Source organism: Blautia sp. AF26-2 (assembly GCF_003460955.1).
Lineage (GTDB): Bacteria > Bacillota > Clostridia > Lachnospirales > Lachnospiraceae > Fusicatenibacter > Fusicatenibacter saccharivorans.
In genome coordinates this window covers 1058-21425 of sequence record NZ_QTWD01000006.1, presented here as the reverse complement: position 1 = coordinate 21425, position 20368 = coordinate 1058, and the positions used below count along the sequence as shown (strand labels likewise).

The 20368-nt window shown below is 37.2% G+C and carries 17 protein-coding genes and 5 pseudogenes; 1 reads left to right on the top strand and 21 read right to left on the bottom strand.

The window, feature by feature from the left end; all coding sequences use genetic code 11:
- Nucleotides 1–71: 71 nt before the first annotated feature.
- From DWY63_RS08830 to DWY63_RS08740, 20 genes and pseudogenes are all read right to left on the bottom strand, one after another.
- Nucleotides 72–1337, bottom strand: a complete 1266-nt coding sequence (locus DWY63_RS08830; protein WP_117801918.1) for a sensor histidine kinase — start codon at nt 1335–1337, stop codon at nt 72–74.
- On the bottom strand, nt 1313–2002 hold the full coding sequence (locus DWY63_RS08825; RefSeq protein ID WP_008120506.1) for a response regulator transcription factor: 690 nt from the start codon (nt 2000–2002) through the stop codon (nt 1313–1315). The genes DWY63_RS08830 and DWY63_RS08825 overlap by 25 nt, the downstream gene beginning before the upstream one ends.
- Before the next feature lie 20 nt (nt 2003–2022).
- Nucleotides 2023–2433, bottom strand: a pseudogene (locus DWY63_RS08820) (hypothetical protein); the annotation flags it as partial.
- A 197-nt stretch (nt 2434–2630) separates the two neighbouring features.
- Nucleotides 2631–3755, bottom strand: a complete 1125-nt coding sequence (locus tag DWY63_RS08815; protein WP_117801917.1) for a Fic family protein — start codon at nt 3753–3755, stop codon at nt 2631–2633.
- Between the two features lie 20 nt (nt 3756–3775).
- Entirely contained in the window at nt 3776–5125 is a 1350-nt protein-coding gene (locus DWY63_RS08810) for a hypothetical protein (protein ID WP_117801916.1), read from the bottom strand.
- A gap of 76 nt (nt 5126–5201) precedes the next feature.
- Nucleotides 5202–5546, bottom strand: a complete 345-nt coding sequence (locus tag DWY63_RS08805; RefSeq protein ID WP_005339644.1) for a hypothetical protein — start codon at nt 5544–5546, stop codon at nt 5202–5204.
- A 681-nt stretch (nt 5547–6227) separates the two neighbouring features.
- Nucleotides 6228–6623 (bottom strand): annotated as a pseudogene (locus tag DWY63_RS18900) ((deoxy)nucleoside triphosphate pyrophosphohydrolase); the annotation flags it as partial.
- Between the two features lie 6 nt (nt 6624–6629).
- The gene (locus DWY63_RS18425; protein WP_238061361.1) at nt 6630–7097 is read right to left on the bottom strand and encodes a hypothetical protein; all 468 of its coding nucleotides are present in this window, start codon (nt 7095–7097) and stop codon (nt 6630–6632) included.
- Between the two features lie 3 nt (nt 7098–7100).
- Nucleotides 7101–7385, bottom strand: a complete 285-nt coding sequence (locus DWY63_RS18420; RefSeq protein WP_238061362.1) for a hypothetical protein — start codon at nt 7383–7385, stop codon at nt 7101–7103.
- A 33-nt stretch (nt 7386–7418) separates the two neighbouring features.
- Nucleotides 7419–7790: a DUF6998 domain-containing protein gene (locus DWY63_RS08790; protein WP_147343064.1), complete on the bottom strand. Its 372-nt coding sequence runs from the start codon at nt 7788–7790 to the stop codon at nt 7419–7421.
- 58 nt (nt 7791–7848) lie between these two features.
- Nucleotides 7849–9525 (bottom strand): annotated as a pseudogene (gene tnpC, locus DWY63_RS08785) (IS66 family transposase).
- 133 nt (nt 9526–9658) lie between these two features.
- Nucleotides 9659–9997: an IS66 family insertion sequence element accessory protein TnpB gene (gene tnpB / locus DWY63_RS08780; protein WP_117801913.1), complete on the bottom strand. Its 339-nt coding sequence runs from the start codon at nt 9995–9997 to the stop codon at nt 9659–9661.
- Entirely contained in the window at nt 9991–10407 is a 417-nt protein-coding gene (gene tnpA, locus DWY63_RS08775; RefSeq protein ID WP_117801912.1) for an IS66 family insertion sequence element accessory protein TnpA, read from the bottom strand. Before tnpA ends, tnpB begins: the two co-directional genes overlap by 7 nt.
- Before the next feature lie 256 nt (nt 10408–10663).
- Nucleotides 10664–12109, bottom strand: coding sequence for a hypothetical protein (locus tag DWY63_RS08770; RefSeq protein WP_117801911.1), 1446 nt, complete (start codon nt 12107–12109; stop codon nt 10664–10666).
- A 10-nt stretch (nt 12110–12119) separates the two neighbouring features.
- The gene (locus DWY63_RS08765) at nt 12120–15383 is read right to left on the bottom strand and encodes a serine/threonine-protein kinase (RefSeq protein ID WP_117801910.1); all 3264 of its coding nucleotides are present in this window, start codon (nt 15381–15383) and stop codon (nt 12120–12122) included.
- 116 nt (nt 15384–15499) lie between these two features.
- Entirely contained in the window at nt 15500–15871 is a 372-nt protein-coding gene (locus tag DWY63_RS08760) for a TnpV protein (protein ID WP_117801909.1), read from the bottom strand.
- 31 nt (nt 15872–15902) lie between these two features.
- Nucleotides 15903–16208 (bottom strand): annotated as a pseudogene (locus tag DWY63_RS08755) (23S rRNA (uracil(1939)-C(5))-methyltransferase RlmD); the annotation flags it as partial.
- A gap of 143 nt (nt 16209–16351) precedes the next feature.
- On the bottom strand, nt 16352–16993 hold the full coding sequence (locus DWY63_RS08750; protein WP_117801908.1) for a hypothetical protein: 642 nt from the start codon (nt 16991–16993) through the stop codon (nt 16352–16354).
- A 97-nt stretch (nt 16994–17090) separates the two neighbouring features.
- Nucleotides 17091–18395: a sensor histidine kinase gene (locus DWY63_RS08745; RefSeq protein ID WP_117801907.1), complete on the bottom strand. Its 1305-nt coding sequence runs from the start codon at nt 18393–18395 to the stop codon at nt 17091–17093.
- Nucleotides 18396–18534: 139 nt separating this feature from the next.
- Nucleotides 18535–19200 carry a response regulator transcription factor gene (locus DWY63_RS08740; protein ID WP_117801906.1) on the bottom strand — a complete coding sequence of 222 codons (666 nt, stop codon included), beginning with the start codon at nt 19198–19200 and terminating at the stop codon, nt 18535–18537.
- 365 nt (nt 19201–19565) lie between these two features.
- On the opposite strand from DWY63_RS08740, the gene DWY63_RS08735 reads away from it, so the two are divergent.
- Nucleotides 19566–19922, top strand: coding sequence for a helix-turn-helix domain-containing protein (locus DWY63_RS08735; RefSeq protein WP_117801905.1), 357 nt, complete (start codon nt 19566–19568; stop codon nt 19920–19922).
- A gap of 274 nt (nt 19923–20196) precedes the next feature.
- Here the strand turns inward: DWY63_RS08735 and DWY63_RS18415 are convergent.
- A pseudogene (locus DWY63_RS18415) lies at nt 20197–20368 on the bottom strand (relaxase/mobilization nuclease); the annotation flags it as partial.

Sequence of the window (20368 nt, the reverse complement as noted above, 5' to 3'; positions counted from 1 at the left end):
TAATCTTTCATTTCACTTTCAAAAACGAGCAGAAGTCTTACAGAATTGTAAGATTTCTGCTCATTTAAAATTTAACTAACATATGGTAATTGAATCACAAACGTGCTTCCTTTTTTCTTTTTGCCGGAGGTTACCGTAATCATACCTGCGTGCTTTTCGATAATTTCTCTCGATAGAAAAAGTCCGATTCCTGTACCACTCTTTTCCATGACCTCCCTGGAACTTCCTCTGTAAAATCGTTGAAAAATTTTGTGATACTCATTCTGCGGAATACCAATTCCCTGATCCTCAATTTCCATTCTTACAAGATCGTTTCTTTTTTGTAACCGGATAAATATTTTTGAACCACCCGGACTGTACTTGACCGCATTATCCAGAACGTTGATCACAGCTTCGCCAAGCCACCTTTTATCCTGCATAATCGTGCATGTTTCCAGCTCTTTTTCATAGTCAAAAACGAATTCAATTTCTTTCTCATCCGCTTTTGGATATGTACGATTCACAGCAGATATGACAGTATCTATAAGTGGAAGTTTTTTCTTATTCATCTGAATCAGTCCAGTTTCCATCTTGGATATTTCAAGAAGCGACTGCAATAATGTCTCCAGTCCATCCAGAGCACTCCGACAACGGATACGAAACTCCTCCTGTTCTGTGGCACTTAAGTCATTCTGCATCAGCACACTAAAACATATATCCAAAGCTGCAACCGGTGTCTTTAACTGGTGTGAGATGTCAGAAACCATTTCTTTCGTGCTCTCTTTTTCTGTCCGTGCTTCTTCCTTTAGCAACAGAATATGATGTCCGATTGCTTCAAGCTGGTCATTCAATTTTTCCAGTTCTGCGTAATTTTCCGTTTTCAGTAAATCATCAAATTTATTTTCACGGAATCTGATCAAAATTTCTTCCAACTGGTCTAATATTTTCTGATGACACGCATCTTCTTTTTTCTTCCAATAAAGTAAAAAAGTCAAAAAAAACACGCATATTACAGTGCTTACAGCACCGATCACCATAACCTGATGCTGGAATTGCGAATAAAATGCATTCCCTTTATTTCCCCAGTATCCATATTGCTCCAATAATTGCTTTCCCTGTTCGTTGGTTTCAATATCCTTATCCTTAAGCAATTCCGAAACAGCATCCAGCCCGGAAATTTCTTCCTTTGCAGCAATCTCTGTCATAAGATTCATTTTATATTTGTAATCTTCATAAAACACATACGTGGTAAAGCAATTTAATATTGCAAACAATAATATGACAGGTAATACCAAGGAGAACACTACTGTAATCTTCTTGCGATATCTCTTTGTCACTGCCTTACCTCCTGATTCCATATATACCCAAGACCTCTGATATTCTTGATATAGACCGGTGCAGCCGGATTGTCTTCGATTTTCTCACGGAGTCTTCTGATATTGACAGCGATTGTATTTTCATCCACAAAATCCCCTTCCAGATCAAACACATTTTCCAATATTTGTGTTTTTGAAAGAATCTGTTTCGGATTCTGAAGAAAAAAAGTCAGCATTTTCAACTCCGTTTTTGTCAGACTGATTTCACGACTCTTTATCAGGACTTTCATTTCTCCTGCGATAAATACGATATCTCCCGAAATCATCTTTCCGGCTTCCGTTTTCTCCTGTCTGCGGCGGAAATGTGCTTCTATTTTCAAAAGAAGTACCGAAAGACTAAACGGCTTTGTAATATAATCATCTGCCCCTGCTTCATATCCCATGACCTGATCCATCTCCTGATCTAGTGCTGTAAGACAGATAATGTATGTATTATAATTGCATCTCATCCACCTTACAAATTCCAGTCCATTCCCATCCGGAAGATTCACATCACAAATGGTAACATCCACATTATTATCACTTGCAATTCTTTTCGCTTTTTTCACTGATTCTGCTGAAAAAACCTCATATCCGGATTTTTTCAGTGAAAATGTAATTCCACGATTTAAATTTTCATCATCTTCAACCACGAGTATACCTGGCATAGCATCTGCACCTCTCTTTATTAACTATTCATCTTAAAATGCTTCAATGCCTCCACAATTGCACTCTCTTTATCTTCTGGACACTGCGGTTGCCTGCTATCTTCATTTTTAGGTAAATTAGGACTTGGAACAAGTTCCAAGTCTGTCGCGGCAGTCGTCGAATTGCCCTGCAAGCAGTCCATTCTCCTCGTTGCAACGCGCAAATTCCTTCCAACCTCAATTCCGCATTTTCTCTTTACCTGTGAGATATACAGATTGGAAACCTTCATGCCGGCATTATGTTCAGCCACATACTTCTTTATCTCATCATATGTAGCCTTAGTCTCTGCAGATGTTATATCCATATCATCAAGTTCAATCGTGACATTAATGTAATCATCCGGCTTTTGTTTCAGTTGGGACAAAAGAACAACCGTCTCAACATGCGGTGTCGTTTTTCACTGCTTTAACAGTACGCGAACCCGCATAGTTACTGAGTTTTTACACTCTTTGACAGGTTGCTAATATCTGCAATCATAAGGTTAAGACATGGCGTACAGACCGTTTGACTTTGTAAACGTGTGGCGGGTACGCCGATTTGTTTTGAGCATTTTTGCGAATGGCATTAACACCCTTTCAATGTTCACTTTTATTGAAACCGATATTTTCCTTTTCCATGTCCTGTTACAGGTACGATTACCTCACTATCAACCAACAGTTTTATTAACTTGGAAGCTCCTGATGGCTTTAATCCAGTAATTTCTTCAACTATCGTTCTTCCGAAACAATTTTCTTTTCCACATTTTGAAAATATTTCTATTGTATGATTTATTGTTTTTTCTGAAATCGTATCTGAGAAAGAAAGTAATTTATTTCGAATGTCCACTTTTGTGCTTTCAATGTCCACTTTTCCACTCTCAATGTCCACTTTTACTCTTTCAATGTCCACTTCTGCAAACCTTCCACTAATGTGCATCGTACGATTATGAAGTTCATTCTTCTCATCCAACAATAAATTTCTTAAAAACAATTCCAAATACTCAGTTGTCTCACGAACACCATTTTTCAAATCGTTATAATTGGCCCTAACAAGTGCATTTCTAAAATACCACGCATTTTCCGCAAAAATATCATTGGTTACGTCAAATCCCAGCGTTCTAAGATACTTAATAAAAAATACTGCTGTAGTTCGTGTGTTTCCCTCTCCGAATACATGTATCTGCCATAATCTTGATACAAAGAGTGCCAAGTGATGAATAATATCTTCCATACTCAGGTTTTTATAGCTAAACTTCTTTTCCTCTGCAAAATCATAGTCCAAGGTTGCGCGAAGTTCTGATGCACTTCCATAAAGAACCGTTGCTCCATTCAGCACCCATTCCTTTTTTGTAATATTATAATCTCTCAGTTTTCCTGCATGTCCATAAGTCCCAGCAAACAACTTTTTATGAATAGAGATATACTCATTCGGAGTAAAACTAAATGCTTTCTCCGATAAAATTTTTGCAATTCTAACAGCAACTTTGTCGGCCTCTTCCGTACGGTCGTTTGTATCTGCTTTTGGATTTTCTTCATAATACGTATTTAGAAGTTTCTGCGCTTCATCAATCGAAATATCACCTTCAATATTCTTTATTGCAGTATCAATCAAATACTTCGAAGGCTTTAATCCATCCACTGCTTGAAGTCCGATAGCTGTATGCCAGGCGTAACCTTTGTCTCTTTTACTTGGTTCTGATTGCCTTATATACTCTTTAAAAGGATCTTTATCCATCAAATTGCCTCCATTCATTTTTACCAATACCAGCTCTTTCTGATACTGTCTTGCAAAGATTTTTCCTTTTCTTCAGCACTTTTTTCATGCTGACGTTTTCCCAGATATTCATCCTCAGTCGCTATAGACGGATCATACCAGTCAGCTTTCTTCAGAGCCCATTCAATCCATTCTGGAGTAATATCTTCATTTCCACTATCTATCATAGCCTGAATATATTCTCTTATTTCCTTTGCAATTCTATAGTCTTCAGCTTTGTTTACAAGTTCTTTTACAAGACGAATTTCTTGTTCTTTTCTTTGTCTATTTTCTTCTCTGCGTCTCTCTTCTTCAACTCTCTTACGTTCTGCCTCTTCACGTGCTTCTCGTACAATTCTATTCTCTTCTGCCTTCTCATACAGGGTAACCAAAATATCACCCAGTCTATCTTCTAATTTTTCAGAATCGTTATCTCTTATGTAGCTTCGCGCCCCAAACACAATACGAAGTTTACCATTATATACCTTGTCATACTTTCTAATTTGCGGTTTTGAAACCCATCTGTGATTTTTGATATCATCATTATATTTTACGAGCGCCTGTGCCTCTTGCTTAGTCATTTCATGCTTCACTTGGTCTTGACTCTCAACCATACGAAATCTAACAATATCATCTCTAATTTTCACAGACAAATCACTATTAATACTTCCACCTAAAGATTCAATTGTTTTGAATACGGTATCTAATATTGCAATTGCACGTGACATACACTCATCAGACATTTCCTTAAAGAATTCAGGCTCGTTTTCTGGTTTGTTATGTCTTGAATTATAGTATGGTCTACTCTGTACTTCTTTCAGCTTTGACTTATAATCTGCAATATCCTTCTTGTATTGGACCAACATTTTATGCAATCGTGTACTTTGACTTATCTGCAGATTGCATGCATATTCTAATACTTTATTTCTTTCCGTCTCATCCAAATAATCAAGAATTCCATCCGGCCACTCAGGTATGTTGTCCGTTTTTTTCTGCGGTAAATCCTCCTCCGTTACTACGTCCAATTCTTCTGTTACGTCAGTATGCACTTTCTCTACTACTTCTGCCTTAGCTTTCCGAATACGCTTAACAACCGCGTCTTTCGTTATCAATGAAATTTCTGTATCTTCCAATCCAGAAAATTCTACAATCTCATTCGATACATCTTTTCCCATATTCTTCTTAGTCCAATAACCAGAAGAAGGAAAAGATATATTTTCTACTTTACAAGTTGCTATCAGTTTACCATAATTCAAATTATATTTTCTGGCTACCCCTGCAACTGAAAGAGCCCATATTTCATCATAGAGCTGCTTACGAGTCAATTTAACTATTCCTTTTTCATTCTCCATCCTGGCAGCTCCTTTCCTGCATATTTTTTGTCAACATCTTTGTATTTTCCCAGCGAAAACGCATATTCATAAAGCTCTAATTCTGCTGATCCTCGTTTTCGCTTAATAGAAAAACCAAATCTTTTTTCATTTCTTCAAACTGTTCTATTATAGTATTTAGACTCTTTTCTATATTTTGAACTTGTACTTCTGATGTTTTCCCGTACTTATATGCAATCAATCTCTCACCAATTATGTGATAGGACCAACTCTCAGAATATGTTCTATCTCTTTCTTCATTGTGAATTGCAAAACCGATCGGTAAAAGATCATTTCTCATGCCGATACTAACCGCCATAGGGGATATGCCTAGGTAATCTGCCGCTATCTTACATGTTATTTTACTCATATTTCTAATATCTTCATCTGTGTATTTAGGCATAATTTATCTCCATTTCCAAAATATATTTACACGACTCCAGAACATCTTCCGGTATCATTCTATTTTTTTAGTTCTCCATTTAATGACATTAATTGCATGCTCAATATAGTTTTCATATTCGTCTTTGTCCATATTAATCAAACTTTTTACAGACATGTTATTGTATATTCCAGCAATTATTGCATCATCTCCACACATATATGAATTTGAGTATTTGTTATAAAATGCCAATGCGTGATCCCTGATTTTCTCATTATTAAAATAAATATCCGGACAATCGTAGCAACAAAATTGTCCTCTGTGAACATTTGCCCCCGGCCAAACTGGTATTACATTTCCAACAGTTTCATAAACATCGATAAATTGTTGCAAGCCCTGATAATTATTGAGTTCTCTACACTTATCAACACAACTCAAAATAAAATCTTCGCTATATGCCAATTCTCTTGGGGAATTTCTATTTTGTGGCCTAATGGTATGTCCACATACCTCAACCAACTCCTGATGCTTTGCTTTAATTCCTAACAAATACATACTTTTAAACGAGTATAGGACATCTGTATAACACCATTCTATTTTCTGACCTCCTACACCTACGATTATTTCGCCCCAAAGCTTCTTTGTTTTTTCCTCATTCATTTTTTCAACACTCACTTTTCTGGCAAGCATTTCTTGAACACGCAAATTATTCTTAATACATGAAATCAATGCAACGTCTGCCGGCAACCATTGAACACTATCCAATTTATCTATCGTAAGCCATTTTGCATCCTCAGCCTCTTTTAACACAATTTGGCCGCATATAATTTCCGCCCAAAAGCAGTCCATCGAAAGGTGAAACGCAGAATAATCATATTCAATAGTATCAATCAATTCACCAACATTAATATCTACTTCCAATTCTTCTTTTATTTCTCTCAAAAGAGCCTGCTGAGGTGTTTCACCTTCTTCAATCTTTCCTCCTGGAAATTCCCACTGGCCCTTGAACTCTCCATATCCTCTTGCTGTAGCAAAAATCTGTTTCTTATCTTTGATCGAATCACAGATTACTGCAGCTACTACTTTTATCGTCTTCATATCGCATCAAATAAATTCCAGCATTTTCTTTTCCATGCAGAATTCATATCCCATCCTTTTTAATCCAACTTTATCAAATTCAACAGCAATAGATGTTCCTTCAATAGCAGTAATCGTTCCTACACCAAATGCCTTATGCTTTACATGCTTTCCAACAATATCTACTGGAATAGCTACAGGTGGTTTCGGTTCAGACTTTGGAATAACTGGTGGAACATATGCTGGTTTGCTGCTGCCTTTTTTCTTAGAAGCTATCATTTTCATATATTGCGTATCAACATCCTTACCGCGATTCTTAAAGTCTTCCATATCTTTAAATACAAACATAGCTGGTTTCTTAACATCATTATCAGGAACCGGGCGAATCGGAAACATCCATACTTTTCTTGGAACACCATCTTCACCAGGCTGTTCTTCTGTGTATGGTTTATCAACTAACTCAATTCTTCCGCAATAAATATACTCCCCCTGCATCCATTACCTCAAATAGATGCACATCAACGCCATTACGCCCACACGCTGCAAGTGTTGCATTTTGTGCCCAATTAATATTCTGGTCCCATTCTTTCCCATTCCGGTGTAGTGAAGAACTCCACCAATCCACTTATCGTGATAAATTCCTTTTGTATAATCAGATACTATTACCAAAGTATTCGTAGTTCTAGAACGACGCATACCACCCATATTTCCACATTTGAATGTATCAACTACATCCGCATTTTTTAGTATCTGACCTATCTTTAGTCCTGGATCAAATGCCACAGAACCACCTCCTGCTAATCATTTGTTATTTTATCATCTAAAAATATATGTAATATCTTCACCACGAGTATCTTGAATAAAGTTAGATCCCAGTGTTACAACAACACCATTCTGATGCTCCTTATAAAGAAAATATTCACCTATAACATCATGTGGTACTTTATATGCTTCTGCGACCTCAAAATCATTTCCAAATATAACAGCAATAAGATAATCAAACTGTTTTTCTTCATAATTTCTTATCACATTCAATTCACGACTATTTTTTCCAGGATGCATCCAACGGCTCTTAATCTGATATCTAATACCACTAGCATCATCAATTGCATCATAACCCTTCTTACTGTTTTTCTCTAGTAAAAGATTAAGCTTCGTACTCACAATCCATTCAGCATAATCTCCCACCGGACTATTATATGTCCTGTAAGCGCTTAATTTTTAGGTATGATAGAAAAATCCCCGACTACTTTTCAGTAGCCGGAGCACCTTGACAATTCACATATGATTGATTTGATTCGTTTGCACGACGTTCGATCTCAGCTTTGACGGTTTCGTTCCATGGTGCCAGAAGTTCTAATTCATTATGACTCATCCTGTCCTCAGGCAGTTTTTCCAGCAGATAAGTAAGATAGTGATAGACGTTTACTCCATTGGCTTTTGCCATTTCTATCATTGTGTACACGATAGCGCTGGCCTGGGCTCCGTTTGGTGTATCGCAGAACAGCCAGTTTTTACGGCCTACTGTAAACGGGCGGATCGCATTTTCGCTGAGATTATTAGAAAAACTGCAGCGGCCGTCTTCCAGATAGGTGGACAGATAGGAACGGCGATTCTGAATGTAGGTGACAGCTTTATCCATTCTGCTTCCACGGATAGGGCTTTGCTGATCAAGCCACAACAAAAAGCCTTCTACTATCGGCTTTTCTTTTTCAAGACGAGCCTTTTTGATAACATCGAAGGAAGAATACTTTGATCTGATCACATCTTCCAGGTGGAAGAGCTGGTTAATGTACAGCATTCCCTGTACGGATGACTGGGTATAATCCAGAGCCTTTCCCTTGGGAATGGCATCTGTCAGATATCTTCTGATGTGTGCCCAGCAGGCTGTGCGTTTGGCATCTGGAACTTTATTGTATCCACTATAGCCATCACACATCAGATAACCCTTGAAGCCGTGAAGAAAATCTACGGCATTATCCCCGGCTCGGGTCTCCGAGTATTTATAGAGGATAATAGGTGGTCCTCCGTCTTCACCGCTGCGGAACAGCCACATATATGACTTGGTCTGTGCACGGCGTTCCGGTTCATGCAGAACCTGAAGTGGCGTTTCATCTGCCATCGCGAATCCTCGTTCCAGAAGTTTCCTGTGGAAGTATTCATACATAGTAAGAAAAAATGCTTCAGAATTTCGGATCACCCAGTTTGCCATAGTAGCTCTGGTGATCTCCACGTCATACTGTTTCCAGTCTTTTTCCTGACGGTAGTATGGAAGACCATTACAAAACTTCTGGTACATTACCCAGGCAACTGTTCCGGCAGAAGCCATTCCATAAAGCATATGAGCTCTACCATCTTTTCCTTTTTTGATAACCGGAATATCCTGAAGACTGCACTGCGGGCACTCATAGCTCTTACTGTAGTATTCATATACTTTCAGTTTTGCTGGTACAAAACCAGTTCCCGGCGGACAAACTCTTCCCCGATTTCTTTCAGCGGGGTACCACAGACAGGGCAAAGTTTCTCTTCCTCAGAAAGTTCCAGATACTTTTTTTTCAACAGGAACTCCCTTAAAACGCTCCGCATCTGTAGCTCTTGCTTTTCGCTTTTTTGCTGTTTTTTCCGGAAGAATTGCTTTAAGATCCTCTGCTTCTGCAGCTTTCGGATCCTGTTCCAGTTCCGCCTCATTGAAAAAGTTTAACTGGCCTGGAATATCGAGGGTCCTTTTTTCGCTGGAGGTGCCAAACAGTTTTTTACGGAGAAGGTCTATCTCTTCTTTCAGATTATCCCGCTCCTGGGTGAGAGCCTCTTCCCGTTTATTGGCAGCATCGACAGTTGCCTGAAGTGTTTTTATCATCTTTTTGAGATCGTTTATCATGTCCTTAAGCTCACGGAGTTGGATATCTTTGGAACTGTCTGCCACTGCTTTTTCCTCCTGTTTCTAATGTTTCCATTATACCAGAAAACAGTGGCTTTTCCCAGCAAAACAGCGGATTTACCAGATCTTGAAAGTGCCGAAAATACAGCAAAAAGCAAGAGTTTTATGTGCATCTTTTTTACGTTGCCTTGATCGCTTTGGGCTGCTCAATATCAATGCCAGACATCAGCCAGTCGAACTCCCGCCATGTAAGATTCCGGACCTCAGATTTATTCCTGGGGCACCGGTAAGATCCCTGGGCGGTCAGTCTTTTGTAGATCATAACGATCCCGTCAGGTTCTTTTAAAATAGCTTTGATACGGTCGCATTTACGACCGCAGAAAAGAAAAAGTGCATGGTCGATCTCCATCGAAAACTGTTCCTGGATGATCGCACATAATCCATCAATGGACTTGCGCATATCTGTTCTGCCACAGACGATATAGATCGCATCAACGCTTGAGATGTCCGCTAACATAACGACTCCTTAAGCGTATCCATAAGCATCTTCAGAAGTAACGGTTTGATCTCATTACTCATTCGTATAAGCAATCCGTCTGCTTCGATTTCAATCGTATGTGAATTGTCAAGGTGCATAGGTCTGTTTCCATTATCTGGGATCAGTCCTGCCGGAGAAGACTCCGGTTCTATAGCAATCTGGACTACATCCTGTTTATGGGATGTAAGGTCAAGAGTGCTGGCTTTTCCACCTGGATCCGGTATCTGACAGGCTTTTTTGCGGAGACGGGTAACTGCATTGTAAAAACAGCTGGGAGATATCCCATGCTCATTACACCATGCAGCATCTGTCAGACCGCTTTGTCTGCATTCGGTTACCAGTTCCATCCATTCGTCCAGGGAACGCCCTGGAGCACGTTTCTTACTCATAATGAAACCTCCAAATGTAGTAAATTTCTATCTCCTATCAAGCGGAGTGTAGTAAAAATTTATTTACTATCATTATGAGTTCAAAAACGTAGACAGTAAAGCTACCCAAGATTTAAGCGCTTACTAATAAAAGGCCCTCCTAATAGTGAAAAATATCTCAAAAGCCATGAACATTTAATCAGATTTTGCGTATACCTAACAGGAATATTCATAAATATTTCACTGATCAGGTATACGCATTTTTATGTACTGTATATTATTTATTTTTCTCTTTATATTTGTACTTTTTATAAGTATGAGCTATACCTTTCTTTGTATGTTTATTATATTTGTTCTTTCCCATTTTCTCCGGTTCTGGTTCAGATAACGAAAACGATATTTCATATTCATCTATTATTTTATCTATCTTGTTTTTAATAACATCTGAATCAAATTCTATTCGCCCTTCAAAAATTGTAATCGGTCTATCAAAAACTTTTTCCGTCTTCTCTACATACTCAACCAGAATATTAGGATAGAAGCATATAAATTGCTCGCTTATTCTCTCGTTTTCTGATACAGACACTTCTTTTTTCTTTATTTTATCTCCAAAATTTTGTTCAAGAATTTTATTTACATTATATTCTTTTGGATCATATAACAACCAGATTCTTTTCTTAGATATTGCATTTAATGCAGAAACAATCTCTGGATTTAGTAATTTTTTCAATCTTTCACAAGAAATAACTATTCCTTGATAATCAAATTCTTGATTACATGAAAATATAGCTTCTAATTCTTTCTCATCAATTAATGCTCGGGTATGTATATATTGGTCTACTAATTCATCTGAAATAATTTCACTTCCATTTAATTTTTCAATTAAACTCTTTGTATATTGCCTATCTTCCTGAGTGACAAGTCCTTTATCATAGTGATTTTTCGAAAAATCCCAATCTCTTTCAAAAAAGTTTTCCATCCCTGAATATACCACGTCTCGTACTTGATGATAAAAGCTATTCTGGTATCTTTCTCCAATGTCACCTTTAATAATAAACTCATAATCTTCTGAATCATCATTTTTATAAATAAAAAGTTCATCTTTCACATAATACAGTTTCTCATAAGCAATATCTAATATCTTATACAACTCTCTCTGTAAAATTTTCGTGTTAAAAACATTTGATTCGATCTGATTTCGCTGATATATCTCATTTATAATTGCATAATTGCTTTCTAAATAATCTTTTGTAATTGTTTGTTCTTCACTTAAACAAAGATCCCTCTTAGAAGGCTTTGCAAATGCATTTTTTCCACTTTCTTCAATATTACCCGTAATCATATTTACAGAAAGTTCATTTATATTTCTTTTACGAATAGTAACCTGTTTTCTATCCGCTAAAGCTTTTCGCCCCCTAGGTGTCATAATCAATTTATTCTGTGAAGTGATAATATACTTCTGTTCAATCATATCTACTATGGCTTCTTTTAATAATTTAAACTCCACCCCCATAATTGCAGATATCTCATATACATCAGCCACTTCGATATCAATTAATTTTAATATTGTTTCAAAAAACAAATTTATTTCTGTTACTTCCTTTGTTAAACAGGTAATACCTATTTCACAATACGGAATAAATATACTCTGTCTTTTAATTAAATGAAAATTTTTTAACTCCCGGGGAAGTTTTCTCGATACTGCTGCTACTAATTGTTTCATTTCTTTTCTCCTACTTTTCTATAATGCGACACCCTTCAGATTCTGTAATATATTTGATAATTTCAGGAAATTTATTTCCTCTGATTTTATAATTATCAAGAAATTTCATATCTCCAACAATAATCAACAAGCATCTTGCTCTAGAAAATGCAACATTAATTCTAGCTTCTGATTTCAAAAAGCCAATACCGTATTTGTTTCCACTACTTCTAACAGTAGAATACAGAATAATATCTTTTTGGCTACCTTGAAATGCATCTACAGTATCTACGTCAACCTCAATATGCTTAAAGGAATGTTGTTTTACCATTGTTTGCAAAATGTACTTTTGCGATCCATATCCTGTAATTACTGCAACCTTAGTCCTTTTGACAAGTTTAGAATCTAATTCCAATAGTTTTCGTTCAATAATATTTCGCTCAAGATAATTTTGATATGATTTTTTTCCATTATTATCAAATTCCTTTTCATACCGCTCTTTTATCGAATACTTGGATGTACTAATCCACTCAATTGCAATTCCCTCATATCCTTCTATACACAATTCTCTATCCTGCGCCTCTACTCCATTTTGGATCTCATCATTATAAAACACATGACTAATCAACGTACCAATAGTTGGGTGCATTCTATATTGTATAGTAAGACGATGTTTATTATCCTCTGGAAACATATTATACATTCTTTCAAAAATACCTTGCGCCAACCCCTCCTCATCAAGTTTTTCCTTATTATTTCTAATTATTTCAGTATCTAAAACAGGTGGTAGTTGTTGATGATCACCTACCAATATAATTTTATGTGCCTTATTTAACGAAACTGCTAATTCAGGAAACGTTGCCTTAGCTGCTTCATCTACAATAACATAGTCAAATTCAACATCACGTATAATCCTGTTTGACACAAATCCTGTACATGTACCAGCAATAATTACCGTACTTTTAATAATATAAAGTTCTACTTCATCACACTTTTTTAATTGTTCTGTCCATTCTCTCTGAATCTCCAGTATTTTTCTTGTCCTTTCTGACTTTACCCCTTTTGTTTTTTTTATAAAATTTTCAACAAACAATTTATCTTCTACTGAAAAATCCATGTTTTCCACTTTTGAATTTTCCAATTTCAAAAAATATTTTTCAAACTCCTCTTCTGGAATTCCAATTTCCTCAAGTGCATTTTTAGTATAATCATTACATATTCTTCTAACATTTTGATACCATTTTTCCTTCACATCATTAATAGAATACTCTTCTCTTATTTCCTCATTTAATTTTTCATCTCTTCCAATACGAAGCAAATCAGGTCTTTCGTCACTTTCCCTAATTAAATCTTCTAACATTTTATCTACTGCTGGATGCGATTGAGAAACTAGTAACACCTTCTTAGGTTCAACATCTGGATTCTTTTTGTTTGCTTTCAGTATTTGTAAAATAATTTCGATAATAACATTCGTTTTTCCTGTTCCTGGAGGACCTTGAATAATTGCTATAGAATCTGCATCTAATGCTTTTTTTATCGCAGTCCTTTGTGGAAAATCTAATTTCTCATTAAACATATGTATCGGTTTCGAAATAACATTTACAGACGGGGGCTCCACACCTGAAATTATTCTCTTCAAATTAAAAGAGCACTGATAATCTTCTTTTTCCAGAACATTTAAAGCATCTAACTGTCTTTCAACATTAATTTTATCTTTCCTATAATCTAAACAAATAAAACCGCTTGCTGGCAATCCTATTGTTCCTTGCTTATTTATTTCTAAAACTACTTGATTTTTCTCATAAATATCATTTTCATAAGTACCTACTGTCACAGGCTTTATTTTATCTTTCTTTTTTCCGACTTTTTTTTCATAAACAAATACTTGTTCTTTATTCAAACGTTCTTCATCTATAAAAGTGCCCTTTTTAAGCTTAAATCTTAAAAGATTATTCTTTACTTCATAAGAATCATATGGTACTCTTACAACATTTTTCTCGATATCTTCTCTTATTAATTCTAATAAATCTCTCCATACTCCATACTTTTCCTTATATTCACAATCAACATTATTGTTTGACATATAATTTTCGTAATAATCATAGATAATATTTTTTATTTCGAAACTATCGTTTTTCAATTCTCTATGTGCAATTCTTTTATCTACAAATCTTATTTCACCCTCAATTTTAGCAAATCTTTTCTTAAGTCTATCACGATCAATTGGAAGAATCTTTCTAAATTTTACAACGTCAAACACGCTTTGCTCATCATCAAACACACATTCTGCCTGAAAATTAAATCCTAAGAAGATGTAAATCATCGTTTCTTCATTCTCATTTGATTCTTCTTTTCTACAAAATGCATACAAATCTAAAAAGTTCTCTGGCATATACGTTTCGGTTGCCATTTTAATGTTTATTGACTGTGGTAATAATTTAAGGTTTCTCAATTCCTTTATTCGTTCGTATGCCGCTGTCAAAATAATTGTTTTATCCAAATTCAAAAAGCGTGTAAATAGTTTTGAAAAATCAGCTCTCAATTCAAAAACATTTTCATATCTGTCATCAGGATTTTCCGCAACTAATTTTTTTAATATCGGCTTTAATGAAACATCCATTCCACTAGTTCTATTTAATACATCCTGAAACTGTACTGCTAATGGAGGTTGCTGACCGGTAAAAAGGAAATAAATTACCGCACCAAGCGAATATAAATCACTTTTTTCAGTTGCATTTTCACTATGTTGATGAACTTCAGGAGCTGAGTAGGCATTAGTCCCTAGTTTATATACTGTTGCTGAATTGATCATATCATTGATTTTACATATGCCAAAATCAATTAACTTGACCTGTTTATCGTCGGTAAGCATGATATTATTAGGATTAATATCTCTATGGATAATCCCATTGGAATGTGATATTTCAATGGCATCTAATAATTGTTTTATTATTGAAAATCGCTCTTTTGCAGAAAAATTTTCAATAGATGATTTTCCTAATTCTATTCCGTTTATATATTCTAAATAAATTACTCCAACCTTTTCCTTGGTTGTTGATATAACTAAATAATCATCTCCCAATATATTAACAATATTCGAACATTTATTCAGTTTATACAAAGCACGCATTTCCCTTGTGAATACAGCTTGATACAAAGGCTGTTCGATTCCATATATTATTTTCCTAACAATTAAATCCCCTGTGCTTTTATTTTTCAATACATCCACTACAGAATTTGTATCCGCTCGATTCTTTAATCTCTTATATGCTTCCCAATCTCTAAATGTACTCATCGTTACGCTCCTTAAAAGAAAAATTATGAACATATTATATCACTTTCACTTATAATATCATATATTATAAAAGCTGAACAAGTCAGATTAGTCTCTGCACCTGTTCAGCTCTTTGTTTACCTGTAAATCAATTCTTTTAACACAATCTCTTCTGCAGCATTCCGGATATTATTTACCGCTCTGACCCATTCCATCTGATCACGAGCTTTCGATTCTTCCGTAATGCCCTGCCGCTCCATCATCTGACGCACCAGAATATTCGTTCTCTCCTGTGCTTTATCATCCACAGCATTCAGATGTTCTGTTAATCTGTCTTCCAACATATACAGAGAATACATTGCCGGACGATGCTCTTTCAGATACGTTTTCCGAATCATTCCATATTTCCCATAATGCGGTTCTTCATCTGTACTGACAAGATTCGGATAGTAAATTCCGTCTGCTCCCAGTGTGTAGGTTCCACCCATTTTTTCAAATGTGCTTTTCATGCATTATTCCTCCTTGAAATCAGCGATGTTCTTAGATCATCGCAAAGTATTTCAGGGCAGCCTTGATAGCTTCTTCCTTCTCTTTCGGGCATTGTGGAACTCTTGCATTTTCTGATTTTGGAAGATTATAGTTTTCTCCCACTTCAATTCCACATTTGCGTTTTACCTGAGAAATATATAAACTTGAAACCTTCAAGCCAAATTCTTTCAGCACATAATCTTTGATTTCCTGATAGGTTGCTTTCAACTCGGCACTGGTGGCATCCAGCTCGTCCAGGTCTAAGTCGATCTCTATCGTGTCATCTGGTTTTTGTTGGGCCAAAAGAACAACCGTCTCCCTGCAAGTCGTCATAGATTTGTGCAAACGCAAAGAAACGGCGGCTCTGAAATCAAAGCCGCCGTTTCAAATGGGCGTGTCAAATTGTCTGCTCTACGACGGCTTTTTTTCTTTTGCCGTCGTCCGGCAGAATGGCTTAGTTATTATTTCTGAACGGAGTCTGCTTCTTCTTGTGTGAGTTGACCATTTTTAACTGCATCAGAAATGGCTTTGTCTAATTCCTCAACTGTGGAATAATCCCCAATGTGTACTGTTTTTCCGTTATCTTTTGTTACATCAACACTATAAGAGGAAACTACATCTTCAGTAGGTGGAATCATGGAGTAGGTATCGCCGTCACCGTCGTCTTTGGAATACAATACTCCCTTTTTGATACTTTCCAGAGTTTCTTTATAGCTGTCCATCATAGCATCTACGCTTTCCTGCGTAAATTCGCGGAATACGCCTTGCCCATCATACCAACCATCTCCGGTTCCAGTCAAAGATTCCATCTCTTTTTTCTGTTCGTTCATCCACGCCTCGTATTCATCAGCTGTCCACCACTGCACATCCGGTGCCGCATTGTTCTTCTCATAATCTGCCTCGGCAACCCAATTTTTACCGTCAACGCTGATTTGTCCACCGTCTGTATCCTGATAGAGAATATCTGCGCCGGATGTGTTTCCCGTTTCAGATGTTGAAACCTTTGGTGTGTCCGAAGCCGATGCGCTTGCATAAGTAACCCCTGCAATGCTTAAACAGATTGCTCCGCACAAGCCTATTGCCAAAATTTTTTTGTTCTTCATAGATAAGACCTCGCTTTCTAAAAATTATAGCTGCCCTCTTGAGGACAGCTATAATATAACAAAGCAACTTGGATATAGTTTGCATGGATTATGGATTTTAGATGGAGTTGTCTACCGGCTGCTTACAAGGCAATTCAAACCAAAACAGTACACCATTGTTTATATTTGAAATGCCGTAATTTGCTCGGTGCATTTCCATGACTTTGCGAACAATATAAAGCCCTAATCCGGTTCCGCCTGTATTGCGGTTACGAGATGTATCTGCTCGATAGAAGGCTTCAAACAAATGTGGAATAGCATCGTCAGGCACACGGACACCTGTGTTTTCAATTTCACCGCGAATCGTACCATGCGTTTCGGACAAAGATATACGAATCAATTCACCACTTGGAGAATAGCGAATTGCGTTTACCAATATATTTTGAATTGCCCGTTCCATCTGTGCTTGTTCCACTTCACAATAAAGGCGGGTAGGAATATTTGCTTCAAGGTGCTGTTTCTTTTCTTCCAATAAATCTGCTACTGTGGCAATCTGTACCCGAAGTATTTCCGCAAAATCAACGGTTTTATATTCAGTTTTTTGAGTTCCCTCCGCTTTGGAAAGATACAGCAGTTCTTTTACCAACTTCTCCATCCTATCAACAACGGCAAGCGAACGCTCCATGTACTCTATGTGATTTTCATAGCCGCTGACTCCGTTCAGCATCCCCGCCAAATGTCCTTTCAAAATGGTTAGTGGTGTTTTCAGTTCATGGGATGCTGCCGAGAAAAAGTCTACCCGCTGTCTTTCTAACTCCTGTTCCTTTTCAATATCTGTTTTGAGCTGTTGGTTGGCAGCTTGAAGGTCGTTCAATGCAGTAGATAGCGAAGCAGATAATGAATTTAGATTTTGCGCCAAGCAACCTAATTCATCTTCTCGTCCTGTACTACATTGACCGGAAAAATCCAGTTCTGCCATTCGCTTTGAAATCTTGCTCAGTCGCACAATAGGTCGAGTGATGTACCGTGTATAGAGCCATGCACAAAGGAGAGAAAGCAGAAAGACCATTAGGATGACATACGGAAGTATAGACAACAATACCTTTGTTGCCTGCTGTACAACGAACAAATCCGTTTGAACTGCCAATGTATAAGCAGTACCGTTTTTCAATGTGAACGGGTAAAAATTTGTCGTAGTTTTCCCAGATGGTTGCATATCTATGAGCGATTCATCTTCATCGAATGTAACTGTGTAATCTGCCGAAGTAGTAGAGGTTTCCATTGATGCCTCGTCGGGATATATCATACGACCGTTACTATCCTCAATCCAAAAAGCGGCATTTGTTTCCTTTGAAAAATTAGATATATCATTTTCGCAATCAGATATATTGTCAAAGGCTGTCATTTGCTCAACAAGGTGCATAGCGGCTTTCTCCGTAGCCGCATTTATCAGATTGGAATATGTCGTAGGTAACAGCTTTGAGATGAAGAGATATGTTCCGCTACAAGCTGCACCCAGTAGAAGAAGTGTAATTATAAAAATCTTGACGGATAACCGTTGTTTAATGTGCTTGGTCAATTCTGTATCCCACCCCTCTGATTGTTTTTATATAGTCAGCATTTAACTTTTTGCGAATGTTCTTTATGTGACTGTCAACGATCCGATCCTCGACCTCCAAATCGTCCGCCCACAATCGGTCAAGTAGCATTTGCCGAGTAAAAACCTTTCCCTGATTTTCAAGCATAAGCCTAAGAAGCGCAAACTCTTTGCTGGTCAAAACAACCTCGTTTCCGTCTTGATACACATGAAATCCATCAACATCCATATTCAACTCTTTATAAGTAAGCAGGGATGGATTTTGATTTTCCGCAGTCCTACGGCGAAGAATAGCCGCAATCTTGCATAGCAGGATTTTGGGCGAAAAGGGCTTTGGAATGTAATCGTCAATCTGCTGTTCAAAACCCCGCAACTGGTTTTCTTCATCCGAAAGCGCAGTAAGCATAATAATAGGGATTTGTGACCGCTTGCGAATGACCTCACATACACCATAGCCGTCGATTTTAGGGAGCATGATGTCTAACAGCACAAGATCGATTGTATCATCAAACATTGCAATTCCATTCACGCCATCAGACGCAACGGCAACTTCATAGCCTGCATCAATTAGATGGTTTTTCAATATATCCTGAATGTCAATATCATCTTCGACAATTAAAATCTTCTGCATTGTTCCACCTCCAATTTATAGGATAACATAGTTTTTTGAATTTATGATGAAGCGTATAATTTCCTATATATGTAAGAAAGTTCTGTCCAACAGCAACTGTTTTTCTTCATTTGACAAATTATCCAAATACCTCGTCGCTTCTCAAGATTGCTGATACGTTCACAAATACATTTGCGTTTTACTCTAAGAAGTGCTACTCTCCATTTCCTGTTTCCCTATTTATTATAGTTTCTTATCTCAAGCAATACAATGTTGTCTTCGTTCATCGCCTTGTAAAATCAGTATAATCATACCGCTTATCAGGCATAATAAGGTTATTCCTTTACACAAACCGGAACGATACAATATTATTAAGGTGAACGATTATGCCAATTGATGATTTAACTGCTTTAGGGCAAAAAATGCGGGAAGCCCGAAAGAATAAAGAACTGACACAACAGGAACTTTCTGATCTGAGCCATGTTTCTGTAAAGCAAATCGCCAATATCGAAAAGGGAAAAATGAATCCTTCCTATTTGATTTTAAGAGCATTGGCAAAGGTCCTGCACATCTCTTTAGATACGCTTATAAATCCAGATGTTTCTCTGGAAGATGAAGGTGTCAATCAGATGAAAATGCTTTATTCCAGCTGTCCGCCAGAAATGCGTGACACCCTGTTGCATCACATCCAAGAAACGTTGAAAGAACTGACAGAGTTGTCCGAGAAATTTGAAACGAATTGAGCCAGTGAGTGAAATTTAACGATTCTCTCACTGGCTCTTTTCATTTTCGGAGAAAAGAGGCAAGCAATGCCTGTGTTAATACACACAGGCCCGCAGAGAAGAAAATCCCTCCGTGATTTTCCTCTCCGCTTGCTTGTTGAGGGCAGCGCCCCCAAGCCCCTTTGAACACAGAATTTCATTCTGTGGCTGCGCGGTCTCCGTTCCACTCCGGTCGGCACTAAGCGGACATCCCCCGGATGTCCAGTGCCTGCGAACGCTTTTGACCAGGACCAGCTTACCGCTGGCCGTGGTCTTTTTCTTTTTCAACATCCTGTTCTACCTCCATTTTCAGCACTCGATCTACATTCACTTTTGCAGTCAAAAACTCCCTCATTTCTTCACGGGAGCGCCGATACTCGGAATAAGTCTTTTTCTTTTCTTCCAGCAATTTTGCGTACTCTGTCTGT

Coding starts and splice junctions, on each gene's coding strand:
- tnpB (WP_117801913.1), bottom strand. CDS start 9,997: ATGTTAGCGGACATCTCAAGCGTTGATGCGATCTATATCGTCTGTGGC.
- DWY63_RS08750 (WP_117801908.1), bottom strand. CDS start 16,993: ATGAAGAACAAAAAAATTTTGGCAATAGGCTTGTGCGGAGCAATCTGT.
- DWY63_RS08765 (WP_117801910.1), bottom strand. CDS start 15,383: ATGAGTACATTTAGAGATTGGGAAGCATATAAGAGATTAAAGAATCGA.
- DWY63_RS08745 (WP_117801907.1), bottom strand. CDS start 18,395: ATGCACCTTGTTGAGCAAATGACAGCCTTTGACAATATATCTGATTGC.
- DWY63_RS08815 (WP_117801917.1), bottom strand. CDS start 3,755: ATGGATAAAGATCCTTTTAAAGAGTATATAAGGCAATCAGAACCAAGT.
- DWY63_RS08770 (WP_117801911.1), bottom strand. CDS start 12,109: ATGAAACAATTAGTAGCAGCAGTATCGAGAAAACTTCCCCGGGAGTTA.
- DWY63_RS08740 (WP_117801906.1), bottom strand. CDS start 19,200: ATGCAGAAGATTTTAATTGTCGAAGATGATATTGACATTCAGGATATA.
- DWY63_RS08830 (WP_117801918.1), bottom strand. CDS start 1,337: ATGGAATCAGGAGGTAAGGCAGTGACAAAGAGATATCGCAAGAAGATT.
- DWY63_RS08760 (WP_117801909.1), bottom strand. CDS start 15,871: ATGAAAAGCACATTTGAAAAAATGGGTGGAACCTACACACTGGGAGCA.
- DWY63_RS08805 (WP_005339644.1), bottom strand. CDS start 5,546: ATGCCTAAATACACAGATGAAGATATTAGAAATATGAGTAAAATAACA.
- tnpA (WP_117801912.1), bottom strand. CDS start 10,407: ATGAGTAAGAAACGTGCTCCAGGGCGTTCCCTGGACGAATGGATGGAA.
- DWY63_RS08735 (WP_117801905.1), top strand. CDS start 19,566: ATGCCAATTGATGATTTAACTGCTTTAGGGCAAAAAATGCGGGAAGCC.
- DWY63_RS08810 (WP_117801916.1), bottom strand. CDS start 5,125: ATGGAGAATGAAAAAGGAATAGTTAAATTGACTCGTAAGCAGCTCTAT.
- DWY63_RS18425 (WP_238061361.1), bottom strand. CDS start 7,097: ATGCAGGGGGAGTATATTTATTGCGGAAGAATTGAGTTAGTTGATAAA.
- DWY63_RS08825 (WP_008120506.1), bottom strand. CDS start 2,002: ATGCCAGGTATACTCGTGGTTGAAGATGATGAAAATTTAAATCGTGGA.